We start from the raw sequence: 22,782 nt of genomic DNA, 5'->3' as shown, positions 1-22,782 counted from the left end.
CCATGCACGAAGCACAACTCAGCGTCAAACTAACTGACCAGGTCAATTTGAATTTGAAATTACTGGTCAAGCACGACAATCGCCCACCGCTCGAAGTTAAAACCACCGACATCAGCTATCGCACCGCGCTTGAGTATCGTTTTTAAACAACTTGCGCGGGAGATCGTTTAGGCGCTTGCAGAATTTACTCCACGCAAGGGGGGGGGAGTTCTGTTTAAGCTGTCGCCGATGTTTTGCTGCGTTTGGCGGCCTTGAAATCCAGTGCAACTTCACCACGCACCACTTCGATCACATCACCCGGCATAAACTGACCGGACAAAATCGCCTGCGCCAATGGATTCTCGATGTTTTGCTGAATCGCCCGTTTGAGCGGACGTGCACCATACACCGGGTCATAGCCTGCTTCGGCAAGAAAATCCAACGCCTGATCGGTCAAACTCAAATCCATATCGCGATCCTGCAAACGCTTGCGCAGGTAGGCGATCTGAATATTGGCGATGGAATGGATCTGCGCACGGCCCAGCGGATGGAACACCACCACATCGTCCACACGATTGATAAATTCAGGACGGAAATGTTGACCAACCACATCCATCACCGCATTTTTCATCGCGCTGTAATTTTCTTCACCGCTCATGTCCTGAATCAACTGCGAACCCAGATTGGATGTCATCACCACTACGGTGTTGCGAAAATCCACCGTACGACCTTGACCATCGGTGAGACGACCATCATCGAGTACCTGCAGCAACACGTTGAACACATCGGGATGTGCTTTCTCCACTTCGTCCAGCAGAATGACCGAGTAAGGTTTGCGACGCACCGCTTCGGTAAGATAGCCACCTTCTTCATAACCCACGTAGCCAGGAGGTGCGCCGATCAAACGCGCCACCGAATGCTTCTCCATAAATTCCGACATATCGATGCGCACCATGGCATCCTGGGTGTCGAACAAAAATTCCGCCAGCGCCTTGGTCAATTCGGTTTTACCCACGCCGGTTGGTCCCAGAAACAGGAACGAACCATTGGGACGATTGGGATCAGACAACCCAGCGCGAGAACGACGTATCGCATTGGCCACCGCAGTCACCGCCTCGGCCTGACCAACGACACGCTTGCCCAAACTGTCTTCCATGCGCAGCAGTTTTTCTTTCTCGCCTTCGAGCATTTTGGTCACCGGAATGCCTGTCCACTTGGAAACCACTTCGGCAATTTCTTCGTCGGTCACTTTGTTGCGCAGCAGTTGCGCTTCTTTTACCGGGACACGATCTGCCGCCGCCAGACGTTTTTCCAACTCAGGAATACGACCGTACTGCAGCTCGGACATGCGCGCCAAATCGCCTGCGCGATGCGCAGTTTCCAGTTCCTGGCGGCAACGATCCAATTCCTCTTTGATGGATTGCGAACCTTGCAGCGCCATTTTTTCTGCTTTCCAGATTTCTTCCAGATCAGAATACTGCTTGCTCAACTCGTCGATTTCCTGCTGCAAATTTCCCAGACGTTTTTTCGAGGCTTCATCAGTTTCCTTTTTCATCGCTTCGCGTTCAATTTTCAACTGAATCAAGCGACGATCAAGTTTATCCATTTGCTCTGGCTTGGAATCGATTTCCATCCGAATCCGCGACGCGGCTTCGTCAATCAAATCGATCGCCTTGTCCGGCAATTGACGATCGGTAATGTAGCGATGCGACAACGTCGCCGCAGCAACAATCGCCGGGTCAGTGATGTCGACACCGTGATGAACTTCGTATTTTTCTTTCAAGCCACGCAGAATCGCCACGGTGTCTTCCACGGAAGGCTCATCGACCAACACTTTCTGGAAGCGACGTTCCAGCGCAGCATCTTTTTCAATGTACTGGCGATATTCGTCCAGGGTAGTCGCGCCCACGCAGTGCAACTCACCGCGCGCCAGTGCAGGCTTGAGCATATTGCCCGCGTCCATCGCGCCTTCTGCCTTGCCCGCGCCAACCATGGTGTGCAATTCATCGATAAACAGAATCACCTGACCTTCCTGCTTGGACAAATCATTGAGTACAGCCTTGAGGCGTTCTTCAAATTCGCCACGGAATTTTGCGCCGGCAATCAGCGAGCCCATGTCCAGCGACAGCAACCGCTTGTTCTTCAGACCTTCAGGTACTTCGCCCTTGATAATGCGCTGCGCCAAGCCTTCAACAATGGCGGTTTTACCCACGCCAGGCTCACCGATCAGTACCGGATTATTTTTGGTACGGCGCTGCAGTACCTGCACCGTGCGACGGATTTCATCATCACGACCAATCACCGGGTCGAGTTTGCCTTGTTCTGCGCGCTCGGTTAAATCGATGGTGTATTTTTCCAGGGCGCGACGATTTTCCTCGGCATCTGCATTATTCACGCTTTGTCCGCCGCGCATTTTTTCGATGGTTTTTTCCAGCGAACCTTTGGCCGCGCCGGCCTTGCGCATCAGTTCACCCAAAGCGCCCTTGTCTTCCAGTGCGGCCAATACAAAAAGCTCGCTGGAAATGAAGGCATCCTTGCGCTGCTGGGCCAATTTGTCGGTGACATTGAGCAGTCTGCCCAAGTCATTGGACACATGCACATCGCCCGAGGTGCCGGACACCTTGGGTAAACGCTCCAGTGCTTCACCCAGCGCCGAGCGCAACTGATTCACATTCACATCGGATTGCGTCAACAGGTGTGGCACGGTACCGCCATCCTGATCCAGCAGCGCACGCATCAAGTGCACAGGCTCTATAAATTGGTGGTCGCGTCCCACGGCCAGACTTTGCGCGTCCGCCAGGGCCATCTGAAATTTGCTGGTCAGTTTATCCATTCGCATGGCTGTACTCCGGTAAAATTGGCTATTGGACACTAGATGGGGATGGGGTTCATAAACTTCAAGCACCCACATTCCATTTCTTTAAGTAACGCTTTAATTGGCCGATAATTCGGTGAATAATACAACCCCACATGCGTCCCCACGATTGATCCGGGGTAATCAGGTTAGGAGTCCATTGCAGTATGCGTTTGCTTATCGTTGAAGACGACCAATTGCTTGGTGATGGAATACAGGTTGGATTAACGCAGGAAGGCTATGCCGTCGATTGGGTAGAGGATGGCGAGGCTGCGGAAACCGCGATGAAAACCAACGAGTACGAATTAGTGGTACTGGATCTGGGCTTGCCCAAAAAAGCCGGCCTGGATGTGCTCAAGGGCATGCGCGCCCGCGACATCGACACCCCGGTGATCGTTCTCACCGCCCAGGATACCGTCGAAGACCGCATTCTGGGTCTGGACAGCGGTGCCGACGATTACATTACCAAACCCTTTGACCTGGACGAATTGGGCGCGCGGATTCGTGCGCTGCTGCGCCGTCGCGGCGGCCGGACTTCGCCCGTCATCCAGCACAACAGCATCACCCTGGACCCGGCTTCGCACACCGTCACCAAAGAAGGCAAATCGGTGGATATTTCACCGCGCGAGTTCACCATTTTGCTGCTGTTACTGGAAAACATGGGCAAAGTGATGTCGCGTTCGCGCCTTGAGGAAGGTCTGTACGCCTGGAACGATGAAGTCGAAAGCAACACCGTTGAAGTTCACATTCATCACCTGCGTAAAAAACTGGGGGCCGAGTTGATTCGCACCATTCGCGGTGTCGGCTACATCATCGACAAAGCCAAATAGGGTGCAACATTGACCCCCTACCTGCGGCAGCGCCTCATCACTCTGTTGTTACCGATTGTTGCGCTGTTGTGGCTGTTCACTGCGGTTCTGAGTTATTTTGAAACCCGTGGCGAAGTCACCTCGCTGCTGGACAACCAACTCACCCTGTCCGCACATGCGCTGCTGGCAATCAGCCAGAATAAACTGGATCAGATCGGCAGCGAACAGGAACAACTCGACATGGCGCAAAACCTGTTGCAGCAGGAACTGCCCTACGAGAACAAACTGATCTTCCAGGTCTGGCGGGATGGCAACCAGCTGATGCTGCGTTCGCAAAACGCGCCCTACACCGCGCTAACCAAATCGACCGAAGGCTTCAGCGAAGTCCGCGTCAATGGCCAGTACTGGCACATGTACGCCCTGCAATCCGCCGATGAACACTTGCGGGTACTGCTGGGCGAACCCAGTGACAATCGCGACACCCTGACCAATGCCATCGCGCTGCGCAATTTAATACCCCTGTTGATGAGTTTGCCACTGCTGGTTGTCATGCTGTGGCTGGGCATCGGTCGCGGCCCGGAAATGCTGCAGCACATTACCGAAGAAATGCAAAAGCGCGGCCCCAGCAATCTGCGCCGGATTGATGAAAAAACCATCCCACCCGCTGCGCGACCACTGGCCACGTCGATGAACAAACTGTTTAATCACCTCAAAACCGCGTTCGACAGCGAGCGCCGCTTTACTGCCGATGCTGCGCACGAATTGCGCACGCCGCTGGCCGCGCTGAAAACTCACGCCGAAGTTGCGCTGCAAGCCAAAAACCCGGAAGAACAACAACAGGCGCTGCGCCAAGTAGTTCGTGGCGTCAATCGCGCCACCCGCATGGTGGAACAACTGCTAACTCTGGCGCGACTCGACCCGGATACCGGGCTGACCAATATTCGCCGCACTGATTTGTTCATCATCGCCGAAACCATCATCAGCGACGAAGCGCTGCTGGCGTTTGAAAAACATATTGAAATCGGCCTGACCGGCACCCGAGGCAAGTTTTTGAACGGCGCGGCCGATGCAGTGGCGGTATTGATTCGCAATCTGGTCGACAATGCAATTCGCTACACGCCTGAAGGTGGTGAAGTAGAAGTCATCGTTGATCAGGACGAAGCCACTGGCGAGGTCATTCTGCGCGTTGCCGACAACGGCCCCGGCATTCCTGCTGAAGATCGCGAACGGGTGTTTCAGCGATTTTTCCGCCGCCTGGGCACCAAGTCACCAGGCACGGGATTGGGATTGTCGATCGTCAGCCGGATTGCCGATCTGCACGATGCTCGCATCGAACTGGGCGAAGCGCATCTCGGCGGTTTGCTGGTCAGTGTTTATTTCAAATCAGCGGAAAACTTCATGCCGATGGGCCCGCAAATTCCGCCCACCAACAGCGCCGAATAATCAGCGTTTAAACTGTATCGGTTGTGGATAAGGCCACAATTCCGAAAACACTTTGCTGCGATTGGCGTCCAACACCAAGCGAATGTGGTCACGGGTAAATTCACGGCCATTGTTCAAACCACAGGCATGCGCCAGCTTATCGATTTCAACATTCACCCAATGGGCATAATTAGCAACGCGCTTGTATTTTTCCATCACCACCAAACCGCGCTGCAGACGTTTGTTGTGGGTCGTGATGCCGGTTGGACATGTATCCTGATGACACTGCATGGACTGTATACAACCCAGCGAAAACATAAATCCCCGCGCGGAGGCCACAAAATCCGCCCCCGCGCACAAGGCCCATGCGGCATTGGCGGAGGTCACCAGTTTACCCGAGGCAATCACGCGAATATGCTGGCGTAAGTCGTATTGAATCAGGCTATCGACAAACATCGGCAATGATTCGCGCAATGGCAAGCCGGCGTAATCAGCCAATACTTGCGGCGCAGCACCCGTACCTCCATCACCACCGTCGATGGTAATAAAATCCGGTGCCGAATGAACTCCGCGACGATGAATTTCTTCAAACAGCTGATGGGCAAACACGTCACTGGAGTACACCATTTTGAAACCCACTGGCCGGCCAGTGACACTGCGAATACGATCTATCATGTCCAGCAAATCACCAGCCGTTCTGATCTCGCGATGCCGATTGGGACTGCTGGACACTACCCCAACCGGAATGCCGCGCGCTTCGGCAATATCCGGTGTCACCTTCACCGCCGGCAACACACCACCCCGTCCCGGCTTGGCACCTTGGGATATTTTAATTTCAAACGCACGAACCTTTTGTCCCACTTCGCGCAATTTCAAATTGGATAAATTGCCATCTTCATCGCGCACACCGTATTTGGCGGTGCCAATCTGAAAAATAAGATCGCATTCACCTTCCAGATGGTATTTGCACAACCCACCTTCACCGGTATTCAGCCAGACATTGGCTTCTGCCGCGCCGCGTGACAGAGCGCGAATAGCTGGCGCCGACAACGCGCCATAACTCATGGCGGAAATATTGAACACATGCTTGGGCGCATACGGCAAATCACAACGCGGACCGATCACCAACGGCACGGCCGGGGTACATTCCTCTTCCAGCTTGGGATAGGACGAGCTGATAAAAATAACCGTTCCCGGTTCACGCGTGTCATGGGTTGAGCCAAAACCGATAATGCCACCCAAACCCTTGGCGGTTCGATAAATCCAGCTGCGCGTTGCCCGATCAAACGGCATTTCCTCGCGATCGTTGGCAAAAAAATACTGGCGGAAATATTCGCCCTGCCGTTCGAGAAAGTAGCGAAGATGACCTACCACCGGGAAATTTCGCAGCACCGCGTGCTTTTTCTGAAAAATATCGTGCACAAACAGCAACACCAGCGCAAACATAACAATGCCTGCCAACCACCCCGTAATGGCAAACAACAGCGGCCCTGTGCTTGTAATGATATCAATCATGGCTAATGTTCTCTCCCTCTGACGGTGGCGTGTTCAACAGTTGATTAAGATGCTCTACCGCTTGTTCGTAATCACACACCGAGCAATCCATCACCGGCAAGGCCCGAATCCGCGCCCGACTTCGCAACGGCACCGCCATCAAAGTCATACCGTGGCCTTTAATGCCTTCAATGTAGGCCGGATAAATGTTGCATCGTTGCCGGCGCGCCAATCGCACTGCGCCGCCTTTAATTTTTTTGCCGGGAACACCTGGCAACTGGATACTTCCGTGGGGAAAAACCGCCACCACTTCCCCCTTGACCAATGCCTCCTGCGCCAGGCGCATTGCCCGCTCGGGATTTTTTTCACGATCCACCGGAATACAACCCGCCAGACGAAACAGCCACGTCAACCCAAACCGCTCATATTCTTCTTGCGCAATCAAAAAACGCAATGGTCGATTCACTGCCGCAATCAACAGCAGCGGATCCAGACCAGAAACATGATTGGCCACCAACACTGCAGGCCCTGTCGCTGGCAATGGAATGTGATCACACTCCAAACGATGGTAGCGATAACTCAGCATTCGGCTTAATCCATCCACACGATTGAGCCATCGATTTCCCCAGTCAATTTGACTGGCGCGATCACATCGCTGCAAAAAGCGATGCCCCATCCAAAACATCACCAGCAAAACCAACAAAACAACAAACCATTCCACGGCAACTTATCTCAAAAAAAATACGCTTGGCGAATCATAGCACCATAGCCTAGCCCGGCTGGGCATTTTCAGCTTCGGCTTTTTTCTGCTCTTCTTCCTTCGCCTCCTGATCTTTTTCATCAATCAGATCAGTAATTAAATCCGCCATATCCTCCATGCCATTGGCCTTGGCGCTCTTTAACGCGGTCATACCATTTTTGGACTCTGCCTTCAGATCAGCACCTTGGTCCACCAACAACTGAGCCATTGCTTCCTTGCCAGTAAACGCAGCCTTCATCAGCGGCGTCATCCCATCTTCGGTTTTGGCATTCACATCCGCGCCATTACCTATCAACAGGCGCGCGATTTTCTCGTGCCCCAGACTGGCGGCATAGTGCAGCGCACTGGTGCCATCCTTGCGCGCCAAACGCACATCCGCGCCCTTGCTGACCAACATGGTCACCACTTGTTCATGGCCACCAAACACTGCCAGCATCAGCGCCGAATCCCCCGATTGCGACTGAAGATTCAGTTCCGCGCCCATGCGGTACAATTGATCAACCACCACCGCACTACCTCGCATTGCCGCGTCCATCAGTGCCGAATGGCCTTTTTTATCAAGAATATTGACGTCAGCCCCCTCTGCCAGCAAATAGGCCACCACCCTCTGATTGCCATAGGCTGCCGCCCCCATCAGGGCAGTTTTGCCATTGGCGTTGGCGACATTGACATCAGCCCCGGCCATCAAGGCAGATTTGATACGCTCAACGCTGCCTTCCCGGGCAGCGCGGATCAAATCCGCCTGAACATCGGCATAGGTTGCCCCCACCGCCGACAGCAGCAGTAGCCCCAAAAAACAGCGGCGGTACAAATTATTCATAGCCTTCCCACGGATAACGCACTCCTGCACTAATAACGACCTGTGTCCGCCCCGTCTTAAGCGCCTGCATCCGCAGTAAAAACCCGCTAGAATACGCATCATTTGATTCATAGCCCGAGGATCGCCCCGTTGAGTTCACTGCCAGACTCCCTGCCCGTCATCGTTGAAGCCGCTCTGGAAGAGGACATTGGCGACGGCGACGTCACCGCACTGTTGATCCCCGAGGAAAACGAAGCCCGCGCCACGGTCATCTGCCGTGAACCCGCAGTCATCGCCGGCACGGCCTGGTTTGACGAGGTGTTTGCCCAGTTGGACCCGGACGTGGAAGTACAATGGCAGGTTGAGGACGGCCAGTCGGTCGCGGCCAATACCCTGCTGTGCACCCTCACTGGCAACGCCCGCTCCCTGCTGACCGGCGAACGCACCGCACTGAATTTCCTGCAGACGCTGTCAGCCACCGCTACCTGTGTTCGTCGCTATGTGGATCTGGTCGAAGGCACTGGCGTGACCATTCTGGATACCCGCAAAACCATTCCCGGCCTGCGTGATGCGCAAAAATACGCCGTCACCTGCGGCGGCGGCCAAAATCATCGCCACGGTCTGTACGACGGCATCCTGATCAAGGAAAACCACATCATGGCCGCCGGCTCCATTGCCAATGCGGTCAATACCGCCCGAGACCTGGGCACCGATTTATTCATTGAGGTCGAAGTGGAAAACCTGGATGAACTGCGCCAGGCGCTGGATGCTCAGGTCGACATCGTTTTGCTGGACAACATGGATAACGACCTGTTGCGTCAGGCCGTCGCCATCAACCAAGGCCAGGCCAAGCTGGAAGCCTCAGGCAACGTCAATCTGCAAACCATTCGCGGCATCGCCGAGACCGGCGTCGATTTCATTTCCATCGGCGGTCTGACCAAAGATATCAAAGCCATTGATCTGTCCATGCGGTTTCGTCCGGTTTTCAAACTTGTTGTCAAAAACATGTAATAAAAACACAACAAATGCAGTAGGTTATTCTCTCGTTTTTTCTCTCGCAACCCTACATATTTTGCTTTCGGGCTCGATAAGTCTTCCTGGACATGTACTTCGTCCACAGTCGTACCCGAGGAAACTAGTCATGCATCCCACCGCTATTATCATCATCGTAAGCAGCATTATCTTTGCGCTCATGCTGACATTAGAAATCACTAAAGACCTGATCTTTGGCGTGGGTCTGCCATCTTGGAAAATTCAGTGGATCACTGTCATTTTGACCTGCCTTTGCACCATTATTGCTTGCAGTGCACTTTACCGCAAAATCGACCGCGCCCAATGTCAACGTTGCGAGATACGCACACGCGATGAGAAAAAAGCCGCGCTGGAAACCGTTGCACTCGCCCTCAATCATCGCCTGAACACTCTGACCAGTCATGTTCAACTCATCGAACTGGAAAACAAAACGGGACAGATCAATACACTCACCCTGGATGAACTTCGCGACTCGATCAAAGACACGGCCATTGAACTAAAACAATTCTGCAGCACCACCCCGGAAAACAAAGGCCGGCTAGTCGCAAAAAAAAGACAACTCGCATATTTTTTTAAAAAATTCACTCAGACCAAATCCATTTAATAAACCGCCGCCACTATAACAGCGAATAAACATCCATCCTCTCTTCTGCGATAACAGCTCGTCATTGCGCTCAAGGGCATTGATAAACAAACGCATTATCGTTACAGTAAATCTGGTCGTCGATGGAGCGAGCAACAAACTGGCTTGAGGCCGAAAATAGCATGCCGGCCACTGCGTCATCTGCATCGTATCCTTCATTCAATACCGCCTGAGGTGACAACATGCGCGAACATCGCCGACATTTTGTCGTTGTACTCTTCCTTTTCGCATGGCTGTACGCGATTCCCAGCGAAGCTGCACGATGTTTGTTCGTATCCTCTTATCATCCTGGCTACCCCTGGTCCGACGGCATAGAAAAAGGTCTGCGGAAAACACTCCGTGGGCATTGTGAAATTCACCAGTTCAACATGAACACCAAACGCCAAAAAGATGAAAAAATCACCCAGGCAACTGCGTTAAAAATTAAAAAGTTCATTGACCACTGGCAGCCGGATATCATCATTGCGGCCGATGATGCCGCCTCCAAATACCTGATCGTACCGCATCTGCAAAACAGCTCCATTCCAGTCATTTTTTGCGGCATCAACTGGTCCAGCCGAGAATATGACTACCCGAAAAATAACATCACCGGCATGATAGAAGTTGCACCGACAACCGAAATTTTCCACAAAATTCGCGAAATCATCCCGTCAGCTCGATCGGGGTTTTATTTGGCGGCAAACACCCTGACTGAACACAAAATCCACCCACAATTCTCACTCATCGCCCAACAAAACAACTTACAACTTACCGTGCGTCTGACAAACAACATGGCGCAGTGGCAAAGCTATTATCAGCAGGCGCAACACGCCGACTTCATCATTCTGAGTACAGAGTCCGGCATCAATGATTGGGACGAACAAAAAGCCCTTCAGACCGTCATGCAGCATGGCAACAAATTCAGCATCGCGGTTTATGACTGTATGATCAATCTCGCCAGCATGAGCATGCACAAACTCCCCGAGGAACAAGGCGAGTGGGCAGCCCGTTGCACCATCGCCATCCTTAATGACGTGCCCCCCCAAGACATTCCCGTTATTCCCAACCAGGACTGGGACATCATCAATCACTCACTGCCAAGCCAACTGGTGATCACGATCCCTGAGTACATAATCATTCAGGAAAAAGCATTCTATGCAAAATAACCTGCGTCGCGACTTTCACCGAACCTATCGCGTCCGCCTGGCAACATCGGCAGCTTTCTGCCTGCTGTTTACGTTACTGTTGATTTGGGTAGTAATTCGATTTGACATCAGTAACGCCGAAAAGCGCTTCCTCGCTAAGACCGACACTGCCTTCGTCCAGCTATTACACCAATTGGATTCAGGCAACTCGCTAATTACCGCACTAACTGGCTGGCACCATACCCACCACGGAGCAGAAAACAACGATCTGTCAACTTTTACCCGTGAAATGCAGGCCAGCTATCCACACGTCACCTCCGTCATATTTTTACCAAAGATCACCGAATCACAGCGCGCCAACTTTGAATCGGAAATGATAGACAACGGTTACGCCAACTTCAGCATCAAAGACAAAACCGATCTTCGGTTTATCACCGCCAGCAAACGCCCAGTCTATTACCCTGTTACATATCTACGCCCACTACGCCCTGAGTCTGCGGGCATTCTCGGCCTGGATATGAGTTCGCTCACCATCACCGCTGACAGCATCGACACCGCCATTCACAGCAGCAAAACCGAAGCCTCCATGCCAGTACAACTGCTTGGTGAAAAACAACTGTACCTGTTCAAAGCTGTCTACAAAGGCACTATCACTCCTGACAGCGAACAACAACGCAGCGAACAAGTTGCTGGCATCTACGCCGTCGGCATGGCGACCAACAAATTACTGGAAGCCATCAAGGAAATGATGGGCACCCCCAGCACACAGATCAAACTGGTCTACAACAAAACAACCCAGACTGGTAGTAATGTTGTTTTTGAACATTTGCCTCACGCCAATGACTTGACCAACCTTCCGCTGCATATCACCTTCAATGCCACATTAAATTTGCAGCAAATCAAACAGCCTTTTACTCTCATCATGGAGCGACAACTTCTGTTGAGCGACCTCAGCCTGACCAGCATTGCATTTATCATTATCATTGCATTGATCCTGATGCGCTCCATCCAACTGTCATTGCAGCGCGACCGGCTACATAACCTGACACACGAGCTGGCCAAGGATGATATCTTTCGCGAAAAAGAGCTGGCAGAAGTCACGCTCAACTCCATCGCTGATGGTGTTATCACCACTGACGTACACAATCTGATTGAGCACATGAATCCGGTGGCCGAAAACTTATGTGGCTGGTCATTGTCCCAGGCCAAAAAGAAACCGCTGAAAAAAATTCTGCATCTGGTCAAAAAGGTGTCCGGTCGCAGCGATGCTTTCTCCACTCAGCCACCGGGCATAGAAACCTCCAGTGAAACCCATGCAAGCTACGTCCTCAGACAACATCAGGGAAAGGAATTTGTCGTCCGCATTTCTGCCGCCCCCATTCGCAATCGCGACGGTATTGTCATGGGGAGTGTCATTGTATTTCGCGACATCACCAAAGAACAAAAACTGGCAGAAATGCTCAGCCATCAGGCCCGCCACGACGAATTAACCGGCTTGCTCAATCGCCGCGAGTTTGAGCGCAGCCTGAGACTCGCATTAAAATCACCGACATCACTACAGACTGATGTTCTGTGCTACCTCGACCTGGATCAATTCAAACTGGTCAATGACACCTGTGGCCATATGGCGGGGGATGAACTGCTCAAACAAATCAGTAACGCACTCAAGCAGAGTCTTGGCCCACAAGATATTTTCGCCCGCCTGGGCGGCGATGAATTTGGCATTTTATTCCACCAGCGAGACATCGGTGAAGCGGTCGAAGCCGCATCGCAATTACAACACAAAATTCGGACGCACCGTTTTAGCTGGAATGGCAAAGTCTTTGAAATAGGCAGCAGCATGGGCCTAGTGCAAATCACACCAGACATCGGCAGCGTCGAACAACTCATGATTGCCGCAGACTCGGCCTGCTATATCGCCAAAGACAAAGGCCGCAACCGCATTGTAGTGCACACACGTGACAGTCATGAGCTGCAACAACGCAGTGGCGACATGGAATGGCTGCATCGCATCAAGCGCGCCATGGACAATCAACAGCTCCGTCTATTTCTCCAAAAGGTACTCCCGGTGCAAGACCTCAACGCACCTGCGCACTTCGAAGTTCTGCTGCGACTGCAAGACGAGCAAAAATTCATCTCCCCCAGCACATTCATTCCTGCTGCTGAACACTACAACTTCATGCCACAAATCGACAAATGGGTTATCAGCCATGCATTTGACTTAATTTCGCAAAATCCCACCACCTCCGACACTTTCAACATCAATTTGTCAGGCAAATCGATCAACGACGAAACGATTCTTAGTTTTATCATTAACGAATTCAAACGAAGCAAAATCACTCCGAACCGGGTGTGCTTTGAAATCACAGAAACAGCCACCATCGCCAACCTCAGCAACGCCAGTCAGCTTATCGAAGAATTACGCCTGATGGGCTGCCAATTCGCACTGGATGACTTTGGCAGCGGCCTAAGCTCTTACTCTTATCTAAAAAATCTGCCCGTTGATTATTTAAAAATTGATGGCAGTTTCATTTGCAATATTTTGCGTGACCCGGTGGACCACGCCATGGTTAAGTCCATTGTTCAAATCGGCCACGTCATGGGCATTCGCACCATTGCCGAGTTCGTCGAAACCGAAGCTATTGCGCTGGAGTTATGCAAACTCGGCGTTGACTATGTGCAAGGCTATGGTATACATCGTCCGCAACCTTGGCGGGATGTCATTGCATCTGCAGAGTTGATTCCCGCCTAAGCCCACCCTTCGCCGTACCGGAGCACAGATGTCGCAAACTATCGGATTTATTGGACTCGGCCTGATGGGGTCTCCCATGACCTACAATTTGATCAAGGCTGGCTATGACGTGCACGTATACGCACGGCGACAAGTCTCGCTGCCACCCCTGCTGGAGGCAGGCGCCATTCCGCATCGCACGCCCGCAGAGCTGGCCGATGTCTGCGACGTTGTGTTTATCTGCGTCACCGATGACCAAAGCGTAGAGCAAATTATCCTTGGCGAAAAAGGATTAATTCACGGTGCCCACGCCGACAGCGTGATCATCGACATGAGTACCATTTCGCCGCGCGCCACCCGTGAAATTGCCCATCAACTGGCCAAGGCACACATTCACATGCTCGATGCCCCCATCTCGGGTGGCCCACAGGGCGCGATAAATGGCACATTATCCATCATGGTCGGCGGAAAACCAGACATCTTCCAGCGCGCATCGACACTACTGAATGTGCTGGGCAATAACGTTGTACACGTCGGTGATCATGGCGCAGGACAAATCGCCAAGGCATGCAATCAAACCATCGTCGCGCAAACCATGAGCGCCATTGCCGAAGCATTTATCCTTGCCCGTGCTGCCGGCGTTGATCCCATTCGGGTGCGCAAAGCCTTGCTCGGTGGATTCGCTGGCAGTCGCATTCTTGAAGTTCACGGCCAACGCATGCTCGATCATCACTTTGCCCCCGGATTTAAAGCCAGTCTACATCGCAAAGATATGAACATCGTGCAACAAACTGCCGCAGAATTGGGTATCGCGCTGCCTGGCACCGCCCTCAGTGCCCAATATCTCAACGCCTTGGCGCATCGCGATGGCGAGATCGACTCTTCTGCCATTTGCGTTTTGTTAGAAGAATTATCCGGAGTCGACATTTCCGACTGATTCAGCCATACAAATTTCGTGTGATCCAGCCCACATTCACTGCTCATTGTTTAAACAACGGCAGCGCCCGGACGATATGCAAGGGACATCATTGGTTGCCACAGGACACGGCCGATGCAAATCAAACCCAATATCCCAGGCGCACTCGATAAAAACCGCAATCCTGCTACGGCTAATCTCAAGAAAATGCTGCATCCTGAGACAGCAAAAGCTGCGCACGACACCACTAGTGACGACAGAGCAGAGCTCGCACAACAAAACCCTCGCCGCTTGCTCAACGAACAAATTCTACTTGCGCTGCAAAATGCCGTCGGCGGCGATACCGAATTTGCCGAGTTAGATGAAGAACAATTTGCGCCAGAAAACGTCGCCGATCGCATTCTCAGCTTTGTCGGCAACGCACTAAGCTCATTGGGCGGAGACACCGAGGCAGCACACGCACGTTTGCGCGCAGCAAGACAAGGTGTGGAACGCGGATTCAACGAAGCCAAAGACATTCTCAGCAACCTTGGCATCTATCAAAACGACATTGAAGCCAATGCCGAACAAACCTACGAACTGATCCAGCGCGGCCTGGATCAATTCCATCAACGCATCACCACCGGCGAATCGCTATTTCAGTCGGCGGAAGTTTCCGATCCCGAGCCCGCCGTCATCAACGAGAACCATCAACGCATCAGTCTGAAAATAACAACCCAGGATGGCGATATGGTTACACTGCACGTCATGCAGCGCCAGCATTCAGAACAAATCAATGATGCGATGCAAACAACACAGCATGGCGCGTCGATAAAATTTGAGTACGCGACTGAAGGACAATTGGACGAGCAGGAGCTGGCTGCCATCGACAAACTGGTCAATCAGGTTCACCAGGCGTCAGAACGTTTTTTTACCAATGATACTCAGGCCGCCATCGGCATTGCGCGCAACATGGGCTTTGACACCAGCGAGCTGGCCAGCTTCAGCTTGCGAATGAAAGATGTCAGCTATCATCGCGCAACGCGAGCCTATCAGCAAATTGGCAACAGTGATGATTTAGCCAAACAGCAACTGGCCAAACCCGGATCGCCCTTCGGACAGTTCGTCCGTGATTTCGCCCAGGCACTGGGCGACATGCAACGCAGTCCACTGTTCGCCGTCAACGCCAATGACAGCTTTGAAAAACTGTTCATTGATCTGTTCCGCGCAAATGATCAACAGCAATCACTGGCAGAACAACTGCAGCAACGCAGCGGCAAACTGCTCGAGGAAATTACCACGGGGCTAATCAACTCACTACAGCCGCACATTAACAGTCATCAAAACGCGGGTTAACCGGGATTGTCTACCGAGAACATACTCCACGGGTAGGTGATGAATAATTGGGATTGCGCTCCCTCGCTGCCGTTGGCCATGTCAAAGCGAATCACCACGCCTGACAGCACCACACGAAAACCCAGACCGTAACTCTCTACACCACGATCCAGCAATTCGCGATATCCATCCGACACTGAACCACGCTCCCAGAACGCCGCCAACTGAATGCCGGTACGTATTCCTTTGGCAATAAAAATATCAAACGGTGTATTTTCGTTGGTCAGATTCCAGCGATATTCTGCACCGTAAAAAAGAGTCTTGGACGCATAAAAACGGTAATTGTTGAATGAGCGCAAACGCTGCGTCCCACCCAGTGGTGAGGCAGTGCCATAGCGTCGATGTGCCATAATCTGCTGCACACGCGTCCGCTCGGCAGACAAACACGCATCTTGTTCAGGACCAACAGACAATGCATCACATCCCAGGTTGAATTCAGCTTGCACCGCTGCCTTATCGGTTTCGCCTTTACGGGTCACCAGCGCATGCGAACCATACAGATTAAACACCAACGTATCCCATTGGCGCATGGGCACAAAGTGTGTGTAATTCACATCTGCCACCATGAATTCCGTGTTACGTGATGATTCTTCTTCAGGCAGTTTAAAACTGGTTTCCAGTCGCAGACCTTCGCGCGGATCAAGCCGGTCATCGGTCCAATCCACCGAGCCACCGATGAAATAAGCACTAGAGTGATTCCAACTGCTATCAACATCGGCAAATGCATTACCATCAGCATCCAGAATGGCGTGCAATCGCTCCTTGCCACCAAGCGCCCGTAAAAATGCTTCATATCGCCGCTGATAAAATGAGAGCGTCACCTGCCCCAGCAAATACTGACCTTCTGCCTTCGGCTGAATATATTGATCAGGATCAGAGTCCAGGCCACGCTGATAGGAAATAGGAGCAACGAAATAACCGTTATACGCTACGTCAAAAATCAGCCTTCGCGGAATCCATTGCAGATCCAGCAGGGCAACACCCTTGGCCTCGAAATCACCTTCCAGATAATAACCGGTGATATCCGCGTCCGTGCCGCCCATGTTCAGCACACTGGCGCCAGCACCGTTGGCAACACCCAGACCGGGAATTTCACCGGCAATGGGATAGACGTAGTACCCGAAATCCTTGCCGAACTGATCCTTACGTCGTTCAACCTTGGCATGGGACAATGAAGGCAACAAGATCACCAGCATCAACAGCGACAACAGCAAGCTTCGGTAACACGTCATGCGACACCTCAATCCGTTGTATCGAATGCCATTGAGTATGAAACGCGCCAGCGTATTTGTCTAACACTGGGTCGTTGATAACAGACCGTAATGAGATTGTCCGGCTTTTTTATGACGCACCAGTTCCCAGTTGACGGGTAACGTCAACGCGGTTAGATCCAGCTCCGATTCCAGGTAAATCAGTCCGGTCGGCGACAGCAATTGACGCTGCGCGATCTCGTCAATGCTGCGTTGCAACAACGACTGACCAAAAGGGGGGTCAAGAAAAATCAAATCAAACGGCCGTGATTGGCGCGCCAGAAATTCAAACGCATCCTGGGCCACGACGCTACCGACATCACATTTGAGCAGTGCCAGATTGGCCTTCAGCGAAGCGACTGCGACCGAATTTTTTTCCACAAACGTGCATTGTGCTGCGCCGTGAGACAATGCCTCCAAACCCAACGCACCACTGCCGCTGAACAAATCCAAACAGCGCGCACCAGCCACATCTCCACGCAACCAATTGAACAACGTTTCGCGCACTCGATCAATGGTCGGACGCAGCCCCTCTCCATCAGGGAAGTTCAACTTCCGTCCGCGCCACTGCCCTGCAATGATTCGAAGCTGATTGGATACGCGAGGCTTTTTACTTTTCATCAATTATTGCAGCAACAGAAAACAACAATTGGTCAGGGGAACAATCTCCACATCTGCCTTGGCATCTTCATACAAGACAACAAAAGCCGCGAACAAAATCAGCGCCACAAACAACCCATTGCGCGCTGCCACCATGGTGTCCTCACCCTTGGCTTTGGCGCGGCGAACAAAAAAACGCAAGGTAAAAAACAGCACCAGGAACATCACCCCGGCAACTGTAATCAGCAAATTCACTTCCTGCATATCAATCTGCCATCATCGACTGACGCTGCAAGAATGCCTTGATCGGCGCGAACATCCGCTCGTCATCTTCAGGCCACTCATGGCCCAACTCAGGAAAGCTGACCAGCGTGCATTCGGCATCGGCCAGATCGTGATAACTGGACAACACTTTTTCTGCCTGATCAAAAGGAACTTGGTCGTCCAGCTCACCATAAATCAACAGCGCTGGCGCAGAACTGCGGCGAATACGAAACAGCGGCGAGGCTTCGGCACGATTTTTTTCGTTGTCGCGTCGCAACAGTGTTTTTACCGCGTTATTCTGCTGTTCAGTCTGAGTGATCATCAAATTCCACGGCCCCCAAATGGAGATCAACGCGGCAACAGAGCTATCTTCGCCAGAGTACACGTCGGTGAAATTCATTTGTCCCAACATTGCCGCCAGGTGACCGCCGGCAGATACACCGATAGCCACAATTTTTTGCGAATCGATATTCAAGTGCTCTGCATTTTTTTTGAGCCACCACACCGCTTGCGCGGCATCAATCATTTGCGTCGGCCATTTATGCTCGGGGGCCAGCGAATAACTGATGTTGGCGACCAGCACTCCGTGATGCGCCAACCAGCGCGCCATACCTTCCATGTTTTGCCGTTGACCGCTACTCCAGCCACCACCATGCATCAGCAGGGCAGCCGCAACCGGCTGGTCGTTCTTGCGCGTTGGTAAAAACAAATCAAGCTGCTGATGCTTGTTGTAATTGATGTCACGATGTTCCAGCGTGTCTGTGCTGGTCAGCGATTCAATCTCTTCGATGATCACGTCAAATTCCCTGCATTGCCTTTCGTTATCCGTCACCACAAAAAACGAACGGAGTCATACGACCCCGTCCGCAATCGTGGCAAATACTCGCCGTTATTTTGCGGCTTTGCTTCCCACCATCACCGTTACCATTTTGTCCGGATTAACCCTGCGCGCAAACGCATCGCGAATCTGCGACACCGTCACGGCCTCAACTTTGCCTATGTAGGTGTCCAAATAATCCAATGGCAGGTTGTAAAAACCGATGGAAGCCAAATTACCGACGATTTTACCATTACTATCGATACGCAATGCAAAGCCTCCCACCAGATTTTTTTGTGCCGCGACCAATTCCGCCTGACTGGGGCCTTTGGCAATAAAGTCACTGAGGGTTTGATGCATGACCTTCAAGGCTTCCTCCGCCTGCTCATTGCGGGTCTGCAGCCCCATCACAAACGGACCAGCGGCACGCATAGGCGCAAAATAAGAGTACGCGCTGTAGGACAAACCACGTTTTTCACGAATTTCGTCGCTAATACGCGACACTAGACCACTACCACCTAGGATGTGATTGCCGACGAACAATGGAAAATAATCCGGGTCATCACGACTAATTCCCGGCAAGCCCAGCATGATGTGAGTCTGTGACGAGGGGAAATCAATCTGCTCTTTCACTGCCGCATCCAGCGGTTTGACTTCGCGCAAGGCTTCGGCTGGTGCACCAGCCGGCAGCTTGCCCACCACCTGATCCGCCAATGCCGCGGCACGATTGCGATCAATCGAACCAACAATCGCTACCACAACATTTTTACCAACATAGTAACGCTGATAGAACGCCTTGAGATCTTCAACCTCCAGCGCCTTTACGCTGACTTCCGTGCCACCACTGGGCGAAGCGTATGGGTGCTTTCCATACACGGCAGCATAAAAAGCATCTTCACTGATGGCTTCTGGTGATTGTTTTTTCTGCTCAATGGACACCAGCAGTCGCTTGCGTTCGCGCTCAAATGCATCCTTGGGAAACGAAGGCTGATTGATCACTTTGGCAAACGTATCCGCCGCCGTTTTCATCCACGCATCATCTGTCAGCGTGCGCAAACTAAACACTGACATATCACGCAAAGAACTGTTGGAAAACTGCGCACCCACGCTCTCAAATTTTTCCGCGATCTGGTCCGAATCCATCCCTGCTGCGCCTTCGCCCAACATGCCGTTGGTCATCAACGCCAGACCACCTTTGCCACCATCACGCGCGCTGCCCGCATCAAACGTGACATTGATATCTACCATGGGAAGCTCTGGCGCATAAACGTAATACACTCGGGCGCCATTGCTGGTTTCCCATTGTTTGATTTCCGGTGACGCCACTACCGCAGTGGCAAACAGCATCAGCAGTGTAAAAATCTTAATTTGCATGACGGCCGCCTCCTGATTTTACCGGGCGTTTTTGGTCTAAAGGCTGCGGATCCAGAACGGCCACGGTGAGGTTGTCATCAATAAAATATTTTCTTGCCACTTCTCTAACCTGCTCTGGCGTTACCGCCTTGATGTTGTCCAGATATTGTTCTACCAGCGGCCAACCAAAACCGGTGGTTTCCAGCATGCCAATGGTCATCGCCTGATAAAATGTCGAATCCTGTTCGTAGACTTTGCCGGCAACAACCTGGGCTTTCACTCGGTCCAGTTCCGCCTGGGTCACCAGATCTTTTTTCAGCTTGCCCAGTTGCTGCTGTATCGCCTGCTCCAGATCGGCCACTTGTTTGCCCTGATTGGGCGTGCCGCTGAACATGAACAATTCTTCGTGCGGCGACACGGAGTCATACCCCACACCGACCTCAGCTGCGACTTCAGAACCACGCACCAGATCGCGCGAAAGGCGTGCACTGTTGCCACCGTCCAGAACGGCCGCCATCACTTCCAGTGCGTACGGTTCCCACGGCTGTGACGCATCTTTGATCGATGGCACCTTGTAACCCAGAATCAGGAAAGGCAACTGTGCGGGCGCTTTGACCACGATGCGGCGCTCGCCTTTCTGCTCGATTTCCTTGCGCGGTTTGAGTTTGGGCACTTTACCTGCGGGAATGCTGCCAAAATATTTTTCCGCCAAGGCAAACACTTCACCGGCATTGACGTCACCGGCCACCACCAACGTAGCATTGTTTGGCACGTACCAGCGTTTGTACCAATGCGCCAAGTCGTCGAGCTGCATGTTTTCCAGATCGTTCATCCAGCCAATCACCGGGTGATGATATGGATTGTTGATGTAGGCAATCGCACTGAATTGTTCATACGTCATGGATTGCGGATTATCTTCGGTGCGCATGCGCCGCTCTTCCATCACCACCTGAACTTCTTTTTTGAATTCCTCTTCGAGCAACACCAGATTGCTCATGCGGTCAGACTCCAGTTCCAGACTGACTGGCAGACGGCGCTTCTCCATGGTCTGAAAATAAGCGGTGTAATCCCGACCGGTAAACGCATTTTCCCGGCCGCCATTTTCGGCGATGATGCGCGAAAACTCGTTGGGACCATGTTTTTTGGTCCCCTTGAACATCATGTGCTCAAGCACATGCGACAGACCGGTGGTCCCGTTGTCCTCGTAGCTCGAACCCACCTTGTACCAAACCTGGGACACCATTACCGGCGCACGATGATCCTCTTTGACGATGATTTTCATACCGTTTTTCAGCGTATGTTCAAACACTTTGGCATTGGCCGCGTGTGGGGTCGCAGGCAAGGGTCTAACCTCGGATGCCGACACTGGGCCCGCCATGATCACGCAACTACCCACCGTCAGCGTGGCCGCCACGGCCAAACTGATCACCGTTTTTCGATTCATGAAATGATTATCCTCTGTATGGATTGTGCTAGTTCGAGTGACGCCTATCCTTGGTGATGATAGGATAGCGCCTTTATTGTTTTTGCAGTTTGATACAGGAAACTACCCTTAACCATGTTCGGTTTCAAGAAGAAGTCCCAAAATTCCACTGACGCCACTGCCGAGAATCAGACCGAAAAATCGGGATTTTTCTCCCGACTCAAGCAGGGGCTGTCCCGTACCCGGCAAAATTTCGGCTCGGGCATCGCCAATTTGTTCCTGGGCAAGAAGCAAATCGACGATGACATCCTGGAAGAAATCGAGACCCTGCTGCTGACCGCTGATGTGGGCATCGAAGCCACTCAGCAAATTATCCAGGACCTGACCCAGCGCGTCGCCCGCAAGCAGCTGGCTGACACCGACGCTCTGCTGCAGGCGCTGAAGGAAAACATGCGCGCCCTGCTCGAGCCCGTCAACCAGCCACTGCAGATCGACAGCGAAAAATCACCTTACGTCATCCTCATGGTCGGCATCAACGGCGTGGGCAAAACCACCACCATTGGCAAACTGGCGAAAAAATTCCAGGCCGAGGGCAAGTCGGTCATGCTGGCAGCGGGCGACACTTTCCGCGCCGCCGCCGTTGAGCAGCTGCAAACCTGGGGCGAGCGCAACAACGTACCCGTCATCGCCCAGCAAAGTGGTGCCGATTCAGCCGCCGTTATTTTCGACGCCCTGCAGGCTGCCCGCGCCCGCGGCATTGATGTGCTGATTGCCGACACCGCTGGACGCCTGCACACCCAGAGCAACCTGATGGACGAGCTGAAAAAAATCAGCCGAGTCATGACAAAACTGGACGACAGCGCACCGCACGAAACCATGCTGGTCATCGACGCCGGCACCGGTCAAAACGCCGTCAACCAGACCCAGATGTTTCACCAGGCCGTCAACCTCACAGGCTTGACCCTCACCAAACTGGACGGCACTGCCAAGGGCGGAATTTTGTTCGCGCTGGCCAAAAAAGTCGGCATTCCCATTCGCTACATTGGCGTGGGCGAGAGCATTGACGATCTGCGTCCGTTTGATGCCGACGATTTCATTGAGGCACTGCTGGCCAAAGACGACGAGCAGGCCGGTTAAC

20 protein-coding genes are annotated in these 22,782 nt (G+C 52.4%); 9 read left to right on the top strand and 11 right to left on the bottom strand.

Features of this window, described 5'->3' with window-relative positions; translation table 11 throughout:
- Positions 1-214: 214 nt before the first annotated feature.
- Positions 215-2,818: an ATP-dependent chaperone ClpB gene (gene clpB / locus OEW58_09525; GenBank protein ID MDH5301588.1), complete on the bottom strand. Its 2,604-nt coding sequence runs from the start codon at positions 2,816-2,818 to the stop codon at positions 215-217.
- Between the two features lie 182 nt (positions 2,819-3,000).
- Between clpB and OEW58_09520 the strand changes: the two genes are divergently transcribed.
- Both OEW58_09520 and OEW58_09515 read left to right on the top strand, forming a co-directional pair.
- Positions 3,001-3,663: a response regulator transcription factor gene (locus OEW58_09520; protein MDH5301587.1), complete on the top strand. Its 663-nt coding sequence runs from the start codon at positions 3,001-3,003 to the stop codon at positions 3,661-3,663.
- Positions 3,664-3,672: 9 nt separating this feature from the next.
- Positions 3,673-5,085 carry an ATP-binding protein gene (locus OEW58_09515; GenBank protein ID MDH5301586.1) on the top strand — a complete coding sequence of 471 codons (1,413 nt, stop codon included), beginning with the start codon at positions 3,673-3,675 and terminating at the stop codon, positions 5,083-5,085.
- Here the strand turns inward: OEW58_09515 and OEW58_09510 are convergent, their stop codons facing one another.
- The 3 genes from OEW58_09510 to OEW58_09500 are packed head-to-tail and all read right to left on the bottom strand — an operon-like array spanning position 5,086 to position 8,138.
- Entirely contained in the window at positions 5,086-6,579 is a 1,494-nt protein-coding gene (locus OEW58_09510; protein MDH5301585.1) for an FMN-binding glutamate synthase family protein, read from the bottom strand. It abuts the gene before it with no gap.
- The gene (locus tag OEW58_09505; GenBank protein ID MDH5301584.1) at positions 6,572-7,279 is read right to left on the bottom strand and encodes a 1-acyl-sn-glycerol-3-phosphate acyltransferase; all 708 of its coding nucleotides are present in this window, start codon (positions 7,277-7,279) and stop codon (positions 6,572-6,574) included. Before OEW58_09505 ends, OEW58_09510 begins: the two co-directional genes overlap by 8 nt.
- 49 nt (positions 7,280-7,328) lie before the next feature.
- Positions 7,329-8,138, bottom strand: coding sequence for an ankyrin repeat domain-containing protein (locus tag OEW58_09500; GenBank protein ID MDH5301583.1), 810 nt, complete (start codon positions 8,136-8,138; stop codon positions 7,329-7,331).
- A gap of 120 nt (positions 8,139-8,258) precedes the next feature.
- Between OEW58_09500 and nadC the strand changes: the two genes are divergently transcribed.
- Positions 8,259-9,128, top strand: a complete 870-nt coding sequence (gene nadC / locus OEW58_09495; GenBank protein MDH5301582.1) for a carboxylating nicotinate-nucleotide diphosphorylase — start codon at positions 8,259-8,261, stop codon at positions 9,126-9,128.
- A gap of 130 nt (positions 9,129-9,258) precedes the next feature.
- Positions 9,259-9,753 (top strand): hypothetical protein, encoded by a 495-nt coding sequence (locus OEW58_09490; GenBank protein ID MDH5301581.1) that lies wholly within the window; start codon positions 9,259-9,261, stop codon positions 9,751-9,753.
- Between the two features lie 70 nt (positions 9,754-9,823).
- On the opposite strand, the gene OEW58_09485 is transcribed toward OEW58_09490, so the two are convergent.
- Positions 9,824-9,976: a hypothetical protein gene (locus OEW58_09485; GenBank protein ID MDH5301580.1), complete on the bottom strand. Its 153-nt coding sequence runs from the start codon at positions 9,974-9,976 to the stop codon at positions 9,824-9,826.
- Between OEW58_09485 and OEW58_09480 the strand changes: the two genes are divergently transcribed.
- From OEW58_09480 to OEW58_09465, 4 genes are all read left to right on the top strand, one after another.
- On the top strand, positions 9,975-10,937 hold the full coding sequence (locus tag OEW58_09480) for an ABC transporter substrate-binding protein (protein MDH5301579.1): 963 nt from the start codon (positions 9,975-9,977) through the stop codon (positions 10,935-10,937). The genes OEW58_09485 and OEW58_09480 overlap by 2 nt on opposite strands.
- Positions 10,927-13,668, top strand: coding sequence for an EAL domain-containing protein (locus OEW58_09475; GenBank protein MDH5301578.1), 2,742 nt, complete (start codon positions 10,927-10,929; stop codon positions 13,666-13,668). The genes OEW58_09480 and OEW58_09475 overlap by 11 nt, the downstream gene beginning before the upstream one ends.
- 28 nt (positions 13,669-13,696) lie before the next feature.
- Positions 13,697-14,584: an NAD(P)-dependent oxidoreductase gene (locus tag OEW58_09470; protein MDH5301577.1), complete on the top strand. Its 888-nt coding sequence runs from the start codon at positions 13,697-13,699 to the stop codon at positions 14,582-14,584.
- 114 nt (positions 14,585-14,698) lie between these two features.
- Positions 14,699-15,898, top strand: a complete 1,200-nt coding sequence (locus OEW58_09465; protein MDH5301576.1) for a DUF5610 domain-containing protein — start codon at positions 14,699-14,701, stop codon at positions 15,896-15,898.
- Here OEW58_09465 and OEW58_09460 read toward each other — a convergent pair.
- The 6 genes from OEW58_09460 to OEW58_09435 all read right to left on the bottom strand — a co-directional run bounded on the left by OEW58_09460 (position 15,895) and on the right by OEW58_09435 (position 21,503).
- A complete protein-coding gene (locus OEW58_09460; protein MDH5301575.1) occupies positions 15,895-17,169 on the bottom strand; it encodes a hypothetical protein in 1,275 nt (424 codons plus the stop codon). The two genes, OEW58_09465 and OEW58_09460, sit on opposite strands and share 4 nt — an antisense overlap.
- 60 nt (positions 17,170-17,229) lie before the next feature.
- Positions 17,230-17,808, bottom strand: coding sequence for a 16S rRNA (guanine(966)-N(2))-methyltransferase RsmD (rsmD, locus tag OEW58_09455; protein ID MDH5301574.1), 579 nt, complete (start codon positions 17,806-17,808; stop codon positions 17,230-17,232).
- Positions 17,809-17,811: 3 nt separating this feature from the next.
- Positions 17,812-18,051: a hypothetical protein gene (locus OEW58_09450; GenBank protein ID MDH5301573.1), complete on the bottom strand. Its 240-nt coding sequence runs from the start codon at positions 18,049-18,051 to the stop codon at positions 17,812-17,814.
- A 1-nt stretch (position 18,052) separates the two neighbouring features.
- The gene (locus OEW58_09445) at positions 18,053-18,847 is read right to left on the bottom strand and encodes an alpha/beta hydrolase (GenBank protein ID MDH5301572.1); all 795 of its coding nucleotides are present in this window, start codon (positions 18,845-18,847) and stop codon (positions 18,053-18,055) included.
- A gap of 93 nt (positions 18,848-18,940) precedes the next feature.
- Positions 18,941-20,242 (bottom strand): insulinase family protein, encoded by a 1,302-nt coding sequence (locus OEW58_09440; protein ID MDH5301571.1) that lies wholly within the window; start codon positions 20,240-20,242, stop codon positions 18,941-18,943.
- The gene (locus tag OEW58_09435) at positions 20,232-21,503 is read right to left on the bottom strand and encodes an insulinase family protein (protein ID MDH5301570.1); all 1,272 of its coding nucleotides are present in this window, start codon (positions 21,501-21,503) and stop codon (positions 20,232-20,234) included. The genes OEW58_09440 and OEW58_09435 overlap by 11 nt, the downstream gene beginning before the upstream one ends.
- A gap of 276 nt (positions 21,504-21,779) precedes the next feature.
- Here OEW58_09435 and ftsY point away from each other — a divergent pair, with 276 nt between their 5' ends.
- Positions 21,780-22,781, top strand: coding sequence for a signal recognition particle-docking protein FtsY (gene ftsY / locus OEW58_09430; GenBank protein ID MDH5301569.1), 1,002 nt, complete (start codon positions 21,780-21,782; stop codon positions 22,779-22,781).
- Position 22,782 lies beyond the last annotated feature (1 nt).

It is taken from the genome of Gammaproteobacteria bacterium, from assembly GCA_029884425.1.
GTDB lineage: Bacteria > Pseudomonadota > Gammaproteobacteria > S012-40 > S012-40 > JAOUHV01.
This window is presented reverse-complemented; position numbering and strand designations above follow the sequence as displayed.

Coding starts and splice junctions, on each gene's coding strand:
- clpB (MDH5301588.1), bottom strand. CDS start 2,818: ATGCGAATGGATAAACTGACCAGCAAATTTCAGATGGCCCTGGCGGAC.
- OEW58_09520 (MDH5301587.1), top strand. CDS start 3,001: ATGCGTTTGCTTATCGTTGAAGACGACCAATTGCTTGGTGATGGAATA.
- OEW58_09510 (MDH5301585.1), bottom strand. CDS start 6,579: ATGATTGATATCATTACAAGCACAGGGCCGCTGTTGTTTGCCATTACG.
- OEW58_09500 (MDH5301583.1), bottom strand. CDS start 8,138: ATGAATAATTTGTACCGCCGCTGTTTTTTGGGGCTACTGCTGCTGTCG.
- OEW58_09490 (MDH5301581.1), top strand. CDS start 9,259: ATGCATCCCACCGCTATTATCATCATCGTAAGCAGCATTATCTTTGCG.
- OEW58_09480 (MDH5301579.1), top strand. CDS start 9,975: ATGCGCGAACATCGCCGACATTTTGTCGTTGTACTCTTCCTTTTCGCA.
- OEW58_09485 (MDH5301580.1), bottom strand. CDS start 9,976: ATGTTGTCACCTCAGGCGGTATTGAATGAAGGATACGATGCAGATGAC.
- OEW58_09475 (MDH5301578.1), top strand. CDS start 10,927: ATGCAAAATAACCTGCGTCGCGACTTTCACCGAACCTATCGCGTCCGC.
- OEW58_09470 (MDH5301577.1), top strand. CDS start 13,697: ATGTCGCAAACTATCGGATTTATTGGACTCGGCCTGATGGGGTCTCCC.
- OEW58_09465 (MDH5301576.1), top strand. CDS start 14,699: ATGCAAATCAAACCCAATATCCCAGGCGCACTCGATAAAAACCGCAAT.
- OEW58_09460 (MDH5301575.1), bottom strand. CDS start 17,169: ATGACGTGTTACCGAAGCTTGCTGTTGTCGCTGTTGATGCTGGTGATC.
- rsmD (MDH5301574.1), bottom strand. CDS start 17,808: ATGAAAAGTAAAAAGCCTCGCGTATCCAATCAGCTTCGAATCATTGCA.
- OEW58_09450 (MDH5301573.1), bottom strand. CDS start 18,051: ATGCAGGAAGTGAATTTGCTGATTACAGTTGCCGGGGTGATGTTCCTG.
- OEW58_09440 (MDH5301571.1), bottom strand. CDS start 20,242: ATGCAAATTAAGATTTTTACACTGCTGATGCTGTTTGCCACTGCGGTA.
- OEW58_09435 (MDH5301570.1), bottom strand. CDS start 21,503: ATGAAAATCATCGTCAAAGAGGATCATCGTGCGCCGGTAATGGTGTCC.
- ftsY (MDH5301569.1), top strand. CDS start 21,780: ATGTTCGGTTTCAAGAAGAAGTCCCAAAATTCCACTGACGCCACTGCC.